This window comes from Flavobacterium gelidilacus DSM 15343, from assembly GCF_000422685.1.
Classification (GTDB): Bacteria; Bacteroidota; Bacteroidia; order Flavobacteriales; family Flavobacteriaceae; genus Flavobacterium; species Flavobacterium gelidilacus.
On record NZ_AUGN01000001.1, the window covers coordinates 244,663 to 259,645 of the forward strand.

Sequence of the window (14,983 nt, forward strand, 5' to 3'; positions counted from 1 at the left end):
CCTGTTTTTTTAAAATTGGTTTGCATTTGCTTTTTTCCAGAATATTGAAAATTCTTTAGGAATGGTGTTTTCGTTTAGAAGGCAACCTTTATCTAATTCGGGATATATTTCGTAAAATGTTTTAACATGTGAAGCATCGATACGAGTACTAACCACTGTTCTGTCAACTTTGTCAGGATGATCTAATCCTGCCGAAGCCATTAAATCTACAGCGCTTTTTACGGTTTCATGTTGAAAACGTGCTACACGTATGCTTTTTTCCTCTGGCACTAAGCCTTTGGTTAATTTTGGATTTTGTGTAGCTACTCCAGTTGGACAAGTGTTTGAGTGGCATTCTAAAGCTTGAATGCATCCTAAAGCGAACATCATTCCACGTGCTGAATTACATAAATCGGCTCCAATTGATAAATTTCTAATGATATCAAATCCTGAAATTACCTTACCAGAAGCGATAATTTTAATTTGATCTTTGATTCCGAAACCGTTTAAACAGTCATATACAAAGGCTAAAGCATCACGCAAAGGCATTCCTACATGATCAGAATATTCAGGAGGCGCAGCACCTGTTCCACCTTCACCACCATCAACAGTAATGAAATCTAAATAAGTTTTGGTTTCCACCATAGCTTTACAAATGCCTATAAATTCAGATTTATTTCCAATACAAATTTTAATTCCGATTGGTTTTCCACCTGATTTTCTTCTTAGTAACTTTATAAAATCCATTAATTCTAGTGGTGTAGTAAATGCAGAGTGGGTTGGTGGAGAAATGATATCATGTCCTTTATTCACTAAACGAATGGCAGCAATTTCGTCGGTTACTTTTTCTTTGGGTAAAATTCCACCATGTCCGGGTTTTGCTCCTTGTGAGAATTTAATTTCTATCATTTTTACATTCTCTAATATGGCTCTTTTTTCAAATTCATCAGGGTTGAATGTTCCATCAAAATTACGACAACTGAAATACCCAGTACCTATATTCCAAACAACATCACCACCTTGTAAATGATAAGGAGAAAGACCACCTTCACCCGTATTGTGAAAGAAGCCTCCTTTTTTAGCTCCTTCATTTAAAGCTATGATGGCATTTTTACTTAAAGAACCATAACTCATGGCACTAATATTAAACATGCTGGCTTCATAAGGTTTGGTACATTGTGAAGAACCAATTTTAACTAATGGTTTTGTATTTACGGTTTGAAATGAAATGGCTCTAACACTATGATTTATCCATTCGTAACCTGCTTTGTAAGTATTTAATTGTGTTCCAAAAGGCTCCATGTCAGTTTCCTTTTTACTACGTGCATAAACCATGCTTCGTTGTAGTCTGTTGAATGGTTTTCCTTCTGTATCAGTTTCAATAAAATATTGTCGCATTTCTGGTCCCATGCTCTCTAAAAGATACCTCATTCTACCCAGTAAAGGAAAATTCCTTTTAATAGTATGTTTGGATTGATACATATCATATAATCCCATTAAAATTAAAGGAATAAAGATTAGTAATAGAAAACTGAACTTCCAATTTATATAGATCAGTATTGCAGTTATTGATAATATTGTTATGCTGAATACTAGAAAAGCTTTTCTCATTGTTTGTTATTTTTTAATTTATTAAACATTAAAAATAATAAAGTTATTAATAATGTTAGTGTTATTGTAACTATAAAAAAGATACCTCGAATTGATGGATGTAAATATTTAGGTTCATAAAATAATTCATCTAAAGTATTAAACCTAGCTTCTAATGCAGGTCTATCTATATAATTATCTAAGCTTATGTAGCCAATGTTATAGCCACTTTTTTCTGCATTGATAATATTTTTTGCCAATTGTTTACTATTAATTTTAGCATCAATTTTGTATTTATTTAAAATAACTTGTAATTGGTCTAGTTTAGCATTTAATGAATCTATTTTATAAGTAAACAATAAGTTATAACGTTCTTTTGCAGCTTCAAATCTTTGTTCAAAAATGGGTTGATTTCTGATTCTATTAAAAAGTTTACTGTTCATCATAAAAGTAGACAAATCATAATTTGGATTAACTTCTCTTCCTTTGTATATGATTTCTATGGAATCATTGATTTTTTTTGTACTGATTACATTTTTTTTAAAATCAATTTCAGAAACTCCAAAATCATTTAAAATTGAATATGTTGTATCTGCTAGCTTACTTAAATTTTCATATGTTTTCTCTTCTAGAACTAAAGTATCAATGCTGAAATAATTTTCTTCTTCATAAAATGATCCATCCATACTTTCAATTGTATCTATAGATTTTATTACAGGATAAGGTTCTGGATATAAAGCATTTTCTACATCGAAAGAATTATATACTTTTTCTGTTATATTATTATACAAAAACACATTTAAAGTGTTAAGTAGTTTTTTGTCTTCATTAAATTTTTCTTCCGTTAATAAAGTATGAATTTTTGTTCTTTGCCCTAAACTAAAACTAATAAAAAAAGTACAACTTAATAGAGTAGAAAGAAATATTCCAAAAAATAGCAGACCTAATTGATTAAGAGAATAGGGGACTTTTCTATAATTTTTAATTAAAATTACAGTGCTAAAAAAAAGAAAAAAAGAAGTAATAAAAAAATGAGAAATAGAAACATCATCATAAAATTTAAACCTATAAAACGTGAAATAAATGTCAGCATCATTAAATGATTTAAAATGATTAAATCCATAAATAAAGTACCCAACATGTATAACTAAGAGAATTATAATAAGAATTATAAAGTATTTTTTTATCGACAGTTTCATTTTTTATTTTAACTTAAAGCGTTGTATTTTTCCTGTTTCTGTTTTGGGTAAATTATCTGTAAATTTGATAATTCTTGGGTATTTATATGGCGCAGCTACTTCTTTGAACCAGTGTTGAATATGTTTTTCTAACGCTACTGAAGCTTTATCTTTTTCTTTTAATACAATATGAGCGCAAACTAACATTCCACGTTCTTTATCTGGAATTCCAATCACTGCACATTCAAATATGTCTTCATGAGTTAAAAGTACGGATTCAACTTCAATAGCAGCGATATTATATCCTGAAGAAATAATCATATCATCACCTCTAGCTATGAACCAAAAGTACCCTTTTTCGTCTTTTTTAAAGATATCACCCGTTAAATTCCAACCATTTTGAACATAAGCTTCTTGTTTGTCTTCTCGGTTTAAATATTTGCAACCTGTAATTCCTCTAACGGCTAATTTTCCTATTTCATTTATCGGAAGTTCCTTTCCATTATCGTCAACAATTTTAGCTTCGTAGCCTAAAATAGGTAAGCCAGTTGTTCCAGGAATCATGTTTTCTTCGTTAGATGAAATGAAAATATGAAGCATTTCGGTTGCTCCAATTCCGTCAATGATTTTTAACCCAGTAGCATCGTACCAATCTTGCCAAACTTGTAAAGGCAAAGTTTCACCAGCAGAAACGCATTTTCTCAAACTAGAAACGTCGAATTCATTTAGTTTTGTTGTTAGCACTCTCCAAGCAGTTGGTGCTGTCAAACAAATAGTGATTTTATACTCTTGAATAGCTTTTAAAAGTAAATCTGGACTTGGTTTTTCTAGTAAAAAAGTAGAAGCTCCAAAATACATGGGAAACAATACCAAACCTCCTAAACCAAAAGTAAAAGCTAATGGTGGACTTCCTATGAAAATATCTTCTTTTGTGGGTTGCAAAGAATAGATTGGAAATGCTTCACAAATATTTAAAATATCTTTGTGATAATGAGCAGTCATTTTGGGTAAACCTGTTGTTCCAGAGGTGAAACCAATTAAACATACACTATCTGCTTTTGAATGATAATTGTAGAATGTTTTGGGTTTTGATTGCATTAATTGCTCCAAATGACCATTTCTGTAAAAGCTTTTTTGTTTTAAGAATTTAGATTCGACTTGATTCATGTCTTCAGCCAAATCACTATCTGAAATAGCTATTGAAATTTCTGCACAATCAATAATAGTAGTTAATTCTTTTGAACGAAGCAGAGGCATAGTAGCTACGACAATTCCACCAGCTTTTAAAATTGCAAACCAACAAGCTACCATCATTGGATTATTTGCAGAACGCAACAAAACACGATTTCCTGAAACTAAGCCTAAATCATCTACTAAAACATGTGCAATTTGATTGGCTTTTTCATATAAATCCTTGTAAGTCCAAGTTTCTTTGAATGTACGAATACAAACTGCTTCACCATTTCCATTTTTGATGTGATTATCAAGCAAACGTTCAACACAATTAAGCATTTCAGGATGTTGAAATTGAGGTAAATCACACAAATAATCAGGTTGCAAGTCTTGACTTGGTAGATTATCTTGGGCGAAATTGTCTGTATAATGTTTCATATTTGAAATTCCAATATTAAAAATTCCAAATCCCAATAAAAACGCAATATTTGGAATTTGGGATTTGAATTTTGTGATTTACATTTTGTTGCTCTTCGGTTTCAAAGCCTTTTTCATTCCTTCATTTTGTTTTTTTTCCGATGTTTTTAAAGGATATAAATGAGAAATTCCCATTTTGTATTGATTTGGAATGTCGTTTGGTTGATAACCTTCGTAGGCTTGAGCGTTTCTAACGAAATTTGGGTCTAATAATAAAGGTCTTCCTAAAGCCACTAAATCAGCTCTTCCGTTAAGGATTATAGTATTTATTTGGTCAATATCTTGAATGTATCCAGCTGTTATAGTTGGAACATTTACTGTGTTTCTAATAGCATCTGAAAAAGGAGTTTGCCACATTCTACCTGATAGCGGTTTTTGATTAGCAACGGTATTTCCTGTCGAAACGTTTATAATATCAGCTCCAGCTTCTTTAAAAGCAGTTACAATCGTAATTACATCTTCTTCTGAAATTCCGTTTTCTGCCCAATCTGTTGCTGAAATTCTGACTGACATTGGTTTCTCTTTCGGAAAGATATTTCTCATTTCATTAAATACTCTTAGAGGAAATTTTAATCGGTTTTCGATATTTCCTCCAAATTCATCTGCTCTAGTATTTGTTAAAGGTGAAAGAAAAGAAGCTAATAGAAATCCGTGATGTGCTTGTAATTCAATCATATCAAAATCAGCTTTAGTAGCATTTATTGTAGCTTGAACAAATTGTGAACAAACAAAATCCATATCTTCCAAAGTTATTTCTTTTGGAGTTGAAAAATTTTCATTAAATGGAATAGCAGAAGCGGAAAGCAATTCCCATTTATCATTTAAATCTTCTGTTTCCCAAGGTCTTTTTGTGGCTCCTTTTCGACCAGAATGACCTAACTGAATTCCGATTTTTGTCTGTGTGTTATTGTGAATGAAATCATTAATTCTTTTCCATTCAACTATTTGATTTTCATCATAAATACCTGTACAACCTAAAGTAATACGTCCAGTATCTGAAACTGCAGTCATTTCGGTAAAAATCAAACCTAAACCACCAATTGCACGAGATGTGTAATGTTGGAAATGCCAATCATTTACTAATCCATTATCTGCAGAATATTGTCCCATTGAACTCATTACGATTCGATTTTGAAGAACTAAATCTCTTACTTTGAAAGTCGAAAATGCAGCTGATTGATTTTTGTCACTAATATTTAGATTTTCATTGAACTCTTGTAAAACTTTATCTGTAAATGATTTATCTCTAATTTGTAGGTTTTCGTAGGTCACTTTTTTAGAACGCGTCATACATCCAAAAGCAAATTGGTAAAATGGATGTTGCATGTGTCTGTCCATGTTTTCAAACCAATCCAGAGAAACGTTTGCAGCGTACTGAATCATTTCTACGATATTTCTTCTTGATTTATCATAGTTTTGAAAAGCAGCTTGAATATTATTTGGATTTGCAATAATTGAATCGGATAAAGCAATAGCAGATTCCATCGCTAGTTTCGTTCCTGAACCAACAGAGTAGTGGGCTGTGGCTTTTGCGTCTCCCAATAAAACCATGTTATTATGATACCAATTTTCATTAGTAACATGTGGAAATTGCCTCCAATGTGATTTATTGGTGATTAAACCATGACCGTCTAATTCTGGTTTGAATAATTCTTGTAATTTTTGAACCGTATCATCTTCGTTGTAAGTATCGAATCCGAATTTCTCCCAAGTTTCTGGAGCACATTCAAAAATCCAAGTACTCATTCCTTGTTCATATTGATAAGTGTGAGCTGCAAATACACCGTGTTCAGTTTCTTTAAAGAAATAAGTAAATGCGTCTAATGGTTTTGTAGAACCCATCCAAACGAATTTGTTTTTCTTTAGTTCAACTTTAGTACCGAAATCAGCTTCAAATTTTGTTCTAGTTAAACTTGATAAGCCATCGCAAGCTACGATTACATCTGAATCAGAAAACCGGCTTAAATCTTCTACATTGGCTTCAAAATGAAGATTTACACCTTCTTCTTTGCAACGTTGGTACAGTAATTGTAATAATGTTTTTCTTGAACAACCACAAAAACCGTTTCCAGCTATACTGACTTCTTGTCCGTCACGAGCAATGATAATATCATCCCAGTAGGCAAATTTGCTTCGAATCAATTCATAGGATTTCATGTCTTTTTTTAAGAATTCACCTAGAGTTTCATCTGAAAAAACAACTCCAAAACCAAAACTATCATCTGGACGATTACGTTCGTAAACATCAATTTGACAATCTGGCATTGCTTTTTTTGTTAAAATCGAAAAATATAATCCACCTGGACCACCGCCAATTACTGATATTTTCATTTTTATTCTGAATTTATAAGTTTCAGAATTTCTTCTAGAATTCTGAATTTTTAATCTGAATTTTAAAGTAACCTTTTAAATAATTATTTTTCTAAAGAACATTGATTTTCTTCTTTCATAAAATCAAATGCTCCTTTTCTTAATTTTATTCTGTACTCTAAATATCCTTTTAAACAAGTTAAAAAGTTAGCCCAACCAAAAGAATTTCCTGAAAGCCATTTCAATCCTTTTAAGTCATTATCTCTACTTTTTTCAGTTATTGTAACTAAAGTAGAATTATTTTCTCTTTCTGTTAAAGTCATTTCAACTAAAAGTTCAATTTCATCTACTAACCAATAGAATGAGATGTATTTGTCTTTAATAATTTTTCCAACTCTAACAGGGCAATCCATCTCAAATTCTGGAAAATTCCATATCAATTCACTTCCTTCTTCCATCATTCCAGTACTTTTAGAAATAAAGTAATAGCTCATCGTGTCCGGATTAATAATAGCATCAAAAACCAGATGAACGGGTTTCTGAATTTGCATTGCTACTTCAATTTCTAATTTTTCTGTTGTCATTTTATGCTCTTTTTATTGAAAAAATTTCTCCTAATGTTCCGTAATTTGATCCTGCCAATCGTGCTACAGGCTTGTATTTGTCTAAATCAATGTAATTGTTATCCATTAATATAGAATCATCAATATGAATTATTTTTATTTTGCCTATTACAACACAAGCGCCACCATTGGTCTCGTTGTCAATAAAGTAATGGTGAATTTTTTCACACTCCAGATGTACTAGACTTTCTTTAACTCTTTTGGGTTTAACCATAACAGAATTAATGGGTGTTAGTTTTGCCAATTCAAATTCATCCGTTAAAGCATCCACTGAAGCAGAAGTTGCATTCATTTGCTCCACAATATCAAGTGTTACTAAATTTACAACAAACTCATTATTATTCAACACATTGTTTAAGGTATCTTTGTTTTTGTTATTATCTCTACGAGTTGAAAACATAACGCAGGGAGGATCACTTGAAACCATATTGAAATACGAAAAAGGAGCAAGGTTGTTAATTTCCTTATCGTCAATTGTTGAAATCCAACCTATTGGTCTTGGAATTATAGTTCCTGTAAGTAATTTATACAGTAGTTTCTCGTCTGTATCTTGCGTATTAAATTGCATTATAAATAAATTATTTCTACAAATTAAGTGAAAATATAGATTATTACTATAACGATTCAGTAATTATTATTGATAATATTGCATAATTTATTTTATAAAATTCAAAAAAGCAAAATTATAAATATTTTAATATTATTGTTGATTTGCTATTTTTTTGTTACTATTTTTTTGCAGATGATAAAAATAATTAGATTTTATATTGATATTGATAATATATTGTTGCAAAATTAATATATTTATGCAAAATTTTTATATATGGAAATAATTGCATGCCCAAAATGTCAAAATAATGATATTGTAAAAAGTGGAATCATTAAAGAAAGACAACGTTATCTATGCAAAAAATGTAATTATTATTTTACTGTGAATAAACTTGGTAAAAGAATAGATGATTATTACGTAACCAAAGCTTTGCAGTTGTATTTAGAAGGTTTAAGTTATAGAGAAATTGAACGAATAATAGGTGTATCTCATGTTTCTATTAGCAATTGGGTAAAAGAATATAAAATTAAGAAACCACCACACCCAAATTATCATCCTACCTATAAAATTTTTAAGCATAATGAGTTAGTTGAATATCTTCAAAACAAAGAATTGTTATCTGGTGCAGGAATGATAATAACTGAGTTAGGCGATAAGTTTATGCTTATTAAGTGGGAACGTTTTAAGGATTAACTATACTGCTTAACATATATATATATCATAATTTTTTTCATTAACAAAATTTTAGACTTTGGTCAAGCGAAAACAAAAAACTAACCAAACTAAAAATTATGAAAAAATTATCCATTTTAGCTTTATTTTTATTAACAACAATGGCTTTCTCCCAAGGCTCACCTGATTATGCTGGAGGGTTAAAAGTCAATATTAATGAAGATGGTTCTAAATATTTTAGAATTATTTCTTGGGCTCAAGTGCAAGCGCAATACAATGATGATGTCCCGGTTACAGATAGTAAATTAAACTTTAATTTACGAAGAGCACGTGTTTTAATGTATGCACAAATCAACAAGAACTTTTTAATCTTAACTCACTTTGGATTAAATAGCTTAAATGCGAATAATCTTTCTCCAACTGGTAAAGGTGAATCGTCACAATTATTTTTTCATGATGTATGGGCACAATATAGCGTAGGAAAGGATCACGCTGTTGGTGGTGGTTTGCATTATTGGAATGGAATTTCTCGTTTAAATAATCAAAGTACTTTAAATATTATGACTTTAGATAATCAACGTCAAGCATGGGCTACGTTAGGATTAACTGATCAGTTCGCAAGGCATATTGGTTTTTATGCAAAAGGAGCTATTGATAAATTGCAATATAGAGTTTCTATAAATGAAGCTATGACTAATAATTTACAAGCTACAACTGTACCCGTAAATGGTGGTGCTGCAACTTATACAGGTCGAAGATTATTAGGTTCAAGAGATGCTGGAAAAAACTTCGCTGGTTATTTTGAATATGCTTTTAAAGACAGCGAAAGTAACTTTTTACCTTATAAAGTCGGAACTTATTTGGGAACTAAAAAAGTATTTAATGTTGGTGCTGGTTTCTTTGTTCATCCAAGTGGTTCTGTTGTGGCAGATGCTTCTGGAAACTTAAGCGGTCAAGATGTAAAAATATTAGCTGCTGATGTTTTCTATGATGTTCCTATGGGTTCAAATGGTGGAGCATTAACAGCTTATGCTTTATTTCAAAATAATGATTATGGAAAAGACTTTACTTTAGGAACAACTTATGAAACAGGAACTTTATTACATGGACATTTAGGTTATGTAGTTCCTTCTAAAAGTACTACTAAAATACAACCTTATTTGTCTTATGACGCAAGAAAAATTGATGCCTTAAATGACAATGCCAATCAAATTGGTGTGGGATCGAACTTCTATTTTAGCGGCCATAATTCTAAATTAACCTTAGAGTATCAATCTCTTAAATATGCTTCAAACAAAGCAGTTAATACCATCACACTTCAAGCAATGATTTACCTATAAAATAACTATTAACAAACACTATTATGAGCGATAAACAAAAACACGCAACAGCGTATTGGAAGGAAAACTTAAGATACCTTCTAATCTTATTAAGCATTTGGTTCGCGGTTTCTTATGGAGCTGGAATCTTATTCAAAGACGTTTTAAATGAAATTAAATTAGGAGGTTTTCCTCTGGGATTTTGGTTTGCCCAACAAGGTTCAATCTATGTATTTGTCGTATTGATTTTTGTCTATGTACGATTAATGAACAAATTAGACAAGAAATACGGATTTGACGAATAATTAATTTTAACAAACTAAACAAAAAATATCATGGATGTACTTACTTGGACCTACATAATCGTAGGAATTACATTTTCTTTATATATCGGAATTTCAATTTGGGCTCGTGCTGGGTCAACTAAAGAGTTTTATGTTGCTGGTGGAGGAATTTCTCCTTTAGCTAACGGAATGGCAACAGCTGCCGATTGGATGTCTGCTGCTTCTTTTATCTCAATGGCCGGAATTATTTCCTTTGCGGGATATGATGGTGCGGTTTACCTTATGGGTTGGACTGGTGGATATGTGCTTTTAGCCTTATTATTAGCTCCTTACTTAAGAAAATTTGGAAAATTTACGGTACCTGATTTTATTGGAGAAAGATATTATTCCAATACAGCAAGAACTGTAGCTGTATTTTGTGCCTTAATTGTTTCGTTTACTTATGTAGCTGGACAAATGCGTGGAGTAGGACTAGTGTTCTCAAGATTTTTAGAAGTAGATATTAATACCGGTGTTATAATCGGAATGATTATCGTTCTTTTCTACGCTGTTCTTGGAGGAATGAAAGGAATTACCTATACGCAAGTAGCACAATATTGTGTTTTGATTTTTGCTTTTATGGTTCCTGCTATCTTTATATCTATTCAAATGACAGGAAATGTGATTCCACAATTAGGAATGGGTGGAACAGTTGTTGGTGAAGGAAATGTTTATTTATTAGATAAATTAAACGGCCTTTCGACAGAGTTAGGTTTTGCTGAATATACAAGTGGTTCAAAATCAATGATTGATGTATTTGCAATCACATTAGCTTTAATGGTTGGAACGGCAGGTTTACCTCACGTAATTGTTCGTTTCTTTACCGTGAAAAAAGTTAAAGATGCTCGTAAATCAGCAGGTTGGGCTTTATTATTAATTGCTATTTTATACACAACTGCTCCAGCTGTTTCTGTATTTGCTAAAACAAATTTAATTGAAACTGTTAGCAATAAAGAATACGCAACTATGCCAGTTTGGTTTACAAATTGGGAAAAAACAGGTTTATTAAAGTTTGAAGATAAAAACGGTGACGGAAAAATTCAATATTATAATGATAAATCTAAAAATGAAGAATTCTTAGCGGCTCAAGCTGCAAAAGGCTTTAAAGGATCTGAATTAACGATTGATAATGATATTATGGTATTGGCAAATCCTGAAATTGCTCAATTACCAAATTGGGTTATTGCATTAGTTGCTGCTGGAGCTTTAGCTGCTGCATTATCAACAGCTGCTGGATTGTTATTGGTAATTTCATCTTCAGTTTCTCATGATTTAATTAAGAAAATGATTAACCCAAATATTTCTGAAAAAGGAGAACTTTGGGCTGCTCGTGGATCTGCTGCTGTTGCTGTTGTAATTGCAGGATATTTTGGAATTAATCCTCCAGGATTTGTAGCTGCTGTTGTAGCACTTGCTTTCGGATTAGCAGCTGCTTCATTCTTCCCAGCAATTATTTTAGGAATTTTTCATAAAAAAATGAACAAAGAAGGAGCTGTTGCAGGAATGATTGTTGGACTTTTATTAATGCTTTTCTATATGCTAAAATTCAAATTTGGATTATTTGATGGAGGAAAAGAAGCTGTTGATGGACTAAAAGCTAGTTGGTGGTTTGGAATTTCTCCAGAAGGATTTGGTACTATTGCTATGATTGTAAACTTTATAGTTGCCTTTGTAGTAAATAGTTTTACACCAGCTCCACCACAACATGTGCAAGATATTGTAGAAAATATTAGAATCCCATCAGGTGCAGGTGAAGCAACTGGACATTAGAAATTAGTTTATTGGTTAAAACTAAATTAATCCCTACTCTTATATTTTTAGAGTGGGGATTTTTTTAATGATTTCATTCAAAAATTATAAAATTATCAATACATTTACTTGAACGTATATGTTTACTTCTATATGAAAAAAAGACACCAACAAAAATTAATTGTATTAAGTATTGGATTATTAATTGCTTTTAATATTCCCATTGTATTGTTGTTTGATAGTTCAACACCACTTTTTGGTTTTCCAGTAATTTATATTTACATTTTTTCATTATGGTTATTTTCAGTATTGGTTTCAATGTTAGTAGTAAATCGTTATTATGAGTAGTATTGTTCTAATAATCATTTTGTTAATCTATTTAGGTTTTTTGTTTTTTATTGCTCATTGGGCAGAAAAAAAAGGAAATATTAAATGGACTAATAATTCCTATATTTATTCCTTATCGTTGGCTGTTTATTGTACCGCTTGGACTTATTATGGAAGTATTGGTGTTGCCGCTAATTCTGGTTTAAGCTTTTTACCTATTTATGTTGGACCCATAATAATCATTCCAGCTTGGATTATTATTCTTAGAAAGATTATAAAAATCTCTAGAGTGAATAAAATTGCTAGTATTGCTGATTTTATTTCTCTTCGCTATGGCAATAGTCGTTTTTTAGGAGCTATTGTTACTTTAGTTAGTATTTTCGGAATTTTACCTTACATTGCTCTTCAGTTAAAAGCTATATCAGAAACATTTCATATTGTTACCAAAACAAATTCTAGTTCTTTAATTTTTAATGATACGACAACTTATGTTGCTATTGCATTAGCTTTATTTGCCTCTTATTATGGAACAAGATATGTTGATGCTTCAGAAAAACGTAAGGGAATAGTTACCGCTGTTGCCATGGAAAGTGTTTTAAAATTGGTCTTTTTTGTAATGATTGGCGTTTATGTTACTTTCTTTGTTTTTGATGGTTTTGATGACATTTATAAACAAGCTTCGCAGTTAACAAATTTTAAAGAAAAGAATACAATAGGTGACTTGACCCAAGGCATCAATTGGTTCTTTTTATGTATGGTTTCTTTATTTGCTATTTTCTTATTGCCTCGACAATTTCATATGTCAGTTGTTGAAAATAATAGAGAAAAACACATTAAAACAGCTATTTGGTTATTTCCATTGTATTTGTTGATTTTTAATTTATTTGTGTATCCAATTGCTTGGGGTGGAAATGTACTTTTTGAAGGAACAGCTGTAAATGCAGATACATACTCTTTATTGATTCCTCAGTTATTTAGCAATGAATGGATGACCGTTTTGGTTTTTTTAGGAGGATTTTCGGCAGCAATTTCAATGATTGTTGTTTCTAGTATTAGTTTAGCTACAATGTTGAGTAACAACTTATTAATTCCTTACACTTTTCTAGGTAAATTAAATACAGAAGAACAAGTTATTAATAACAAGAAAATTGTAAACATTAGAAAAATTGCGATTTTTTCACTGATTATTACGGCTTATTTTATTTATAGGTTCTTTGCTTTAGATTATAGTTTGGTTTCAATTGGACTAATTGCTTTTGTCGTTATTGCTCAATTGGCACCGGCTTTCTTTGGAGCTATATTTTGGAGAAGAGGTTCAAGATTAGGAGCTATTTGGTCTATCTTAATCGGTTTTTCTATTTGTTTATACACTTTACTAATTCCTTATGCTATTGGAATCACGAGTTCTTCAAGTACGTTTGTAAATGATGGGTTGTTTCAAATAGAATTGTTAAAACCTTTCCAATTGTTTGGATTAGATTATTTAGAACCTGTTCCTCATGCCTTATTTTGGAGTTTACTTTTTAATACGTTCCTGTATTTTGCAATTTCTGTAAGTTTTAAAGGAAATTATAGAGAAAGAAATTATGCAGAAATGTATGTAGATATTGATAAATACAGCACCAATCACGAAAACGCCTTTGTTTGGAAAGGAACAGCTTACACAAGTGATATAAAGAAAGTGCTAATTCGATTTTTAGGTGAAGATCGAACAAAACGAGCCATGCATATTTTCAATACTAAATATAATGTTGCTTCAGATCAAGAGTTAGCTGATGCTAGGTTGGTCAAATTTGCAGAAAATTTGTTGACAGGTCATATTGGAACAGCTTCTGCTCGAATATTAATTTCAAGTGTAGTAAAAGAAGAAAAGGTCACATTACCAGAAGTATTGAAAATTCTAGAAGAATCTAAAGAAAATATAATTATCAATAAAAAGTTGACTGAAACATCGAATGAATTGAAAAAAATTTCTTTCCAACTTAAAAATGCAAATGATAATTTAGTCATCAAAGACAAACAAAAAGATGAATTTTTGGATACTGTTACTCACGAATTAAGAACTCCAATTACAGCCATTCGTGCAGCCAGTGAAATTTTACATGATGATGATGAAATTCCTGAAGAACTTAAAAAGCAATTTTTGCAGAATATTATTTCAGAATCCGATAGATTAAACCGTTTAATTGATAAAATCTTGGATTTAGAGAAATTTGAAACAGGAAAACAAACCATTCATCCAACTAATAATAATTTAGTTCAAACCATAAAAAATTCGATTGAACCTTTACAACATTTGATTAAAAACAAAGCCATTCATGTAACTATTATTAGTAATGAAAAAGTTTATTGTTCTTATGATGACGATAGAATAGTACAAGTAATTACTAATTTATTATCAAATGCAATTAAATTTTGTCCTGAAACTAATGGGAAAATTACCATTAAATGTGAAATTGAAAATAATTTTGTAAAAACTTCCGTTATAGATAATGGAAAAGGAATTGATGTAAATGATTTTGAAACCATTTTTGATAAATTTTATCAATCCACCAATCAAAATATCAAAAAACCGTTGGGTAGTGGATTAGGATTAGCAATTTGTAAACAAATAATAGAACATCACAAAGGAAATATTTGGTCAGAAAAGGCTATGAATGGTGCAAATATTTCATTTACTTTGCCAATAGAATTACAAAGAGAATAACATTAA

12 protein-coding genes are annotated in these 14,983 nt (G+C 30.8%); 6 read left to right on the forward strand and 6 right to left on the reverse strand.

The window, feature by feature from the left end:
- Nucleotides 1–9: 9 nt before the first annotated feature.
- The 6 genes from G507_RS0101110 to G507_RS0101135 all read right to left on the reverse strand — a co-directional run bounded on the left by G507_RS0101110 (nucleotide 10) and on the right by G507_RS0101135 (nucleotide 7,898).
- The gene (locus tag G507_RS0101110) at nucleotides 10–1,590 is read right to left on the reverse strand and encodes an FMN-binding glutamate synthase family protein (protein ID WP_026715749.1); all 1,581 of its coding nucleotides are present in this window, start codon (nucleotides 1,588–1,590) and stop codon (nucleotides 10–12) included.
- Nucleotides 1,587–2,768, reverse strand: a complete 1,182-nt coding sequence (locus tag G507_RS0101115) for a hypothetical protein (RefSeq protein ID WP_026715750.1) — start codon at nucleotides 2,766–2,768, stop codon at nucleotides 1,587–1,589. Before G507_RS0101115 ends, G507_RS0101110 begins: the two co-directional genes overlap by 4 nt.
- 3 nt (nucleotides 2,769–2,771) lie before the next feature.
- Nucleotides 2,772–4,358 (reverse strand): AMP-binding protein, encoded by a 1,587-nt coding sequence (locus tag G507_RS0101120; protein WP_035665467.1) that lies wholly within the window; start codon nucleotides 4,356–4,358, stop codon nucleotides 2,772–2,774.
- 78 nt (nucleotides 4,359–4,436) lie between these two features.
- Nucleotides 4,437–6,728 (reverse strand): oxidoreductase, encoded by a 2,292-nt coding sequence (locus tag G507_RS0101125; RefSeq protein ID WP_026715752.1) that lies wholly within the window; start codon nucleotides 6,726–6,728, stop codon nucleotides 4,437–4,439.
- 83 nt (nucleotides 6,729–6,811) lie between these two features.
- On the reverse strand, nucleotides 6,812–7,291 hold the full coding sequence (locus G507_RS0101130) for an SRPBCC domain-containing protein (RefSeq protein WP_026715753.1): 480 nt from the start codon (nucleotides 7,289–7,291) through the stop codon (nucleotides 6,812–6,814).
- Nucleotide 7,292: 1 nt separating this feature from the next.
- Nucleotides 7,293–7,898, reverse strand: a complete 606-nt coding sequence (locus G507_RS0101135) for a flavin reductase family protein (RefSeq protein ID WP_026715754.1) — start codon at nucleotides 7,896–7,898, stop codon at nucleotides 7,293–7,295.
- A 255-nt stretch (nucleotides 7,899–8,153) separates the two neighbouring features.
- Here G507_RS0101135 and G507_RS0101140 point away from each other — a divergent pair, with 255 nt between their 5' ends.
- The 6 genes from G507_RS0101140 (at nucleotide 8,154) to G507_RS0101165 (ending at nucleotide 14,977) form a co-directional block, all read left to right on the forward strand.
- The gene (locus G507_RS0101140) at nucleotides 8,154–8,573 is read left to right on the forward strand and encodes an IS1/IS1595 family N-terminal zinc-binding domain-containing protein (protein ID WP_026715755.1); all 420 of its coding nucleotides are present in this window, start codon (nucleotides 8,154–8,156) and stop codon (nucleotides 8,571–8,573) included.
- A gap of 98 nt (nucleotides 8,574–8,671) precedes the next feature.
- Nucleotides 8,672–9,892: a hypothetical protein gene (locus G507_RS0101145; RefSeq protein ID WP_026715756.1), complete on the forward strand. Its 1,221-nt coding sequence runs from the start codon at nucleotides 8,672–8,674 to the stop codon at nucleotides 9,890–9,892.
- 23 nt (nucleotides 9,893–9,915) lie between these two features.
- Nucleotides 9,916–10,176 (forward strand): DUF4212 domain-containing protein, encoded by a 261-nt coding sequence (locus G507_RS0101150; protein WP_026715757.1) that lies wholly within the window; start codon nucleotides 9,916–9,918, stop codon nucleotides 10,174–10,176.
- A 30-nt stretch (nucleotides 10,177–10,206) separates the two neighbouring features.
- Nucleotides 10,207–11,964 (forward strand): sodium:solute symporter family protein, encoded by a 1,758-nt coding sequence (locus G507_RS0101155; protein ID WP_026715758.1) that lies wholly within the window; start codon nucleotides 10,207–10,209, stop codon nucleotides 11,962–11,964.
- A gap of 132 nt (nucleotides 11,965–12,096) precedes the next feature.
- Nucleotides 12,097–12,291 (forward strand): hypothetical protein, encoded by a 195-nt coding sequence (locus tag G507_RS0101160; protein WP_026715759.1) that lies wholly within the window; start codon nucleotides 12,097–12,099, stop codon nucleotides 12,289–12,291.
- Nucleotides 12,284–14,977, forward strand: a complete 2,694-nt coding sequence (locus G507_RS0101165; RefSeq protein WP_026715760.1) for an ATP-binding protein — start codon at nucleotides 12,284–12,286, stop codon at nucleotides 14,975–14,977. Before G507_RS0101160 ends, G507_RS0101165 begins: the two co-directional genes overlap by 8 nt.
- Nucleotides 14,978–14,983 lie beyond the last annotated feature (6 nt).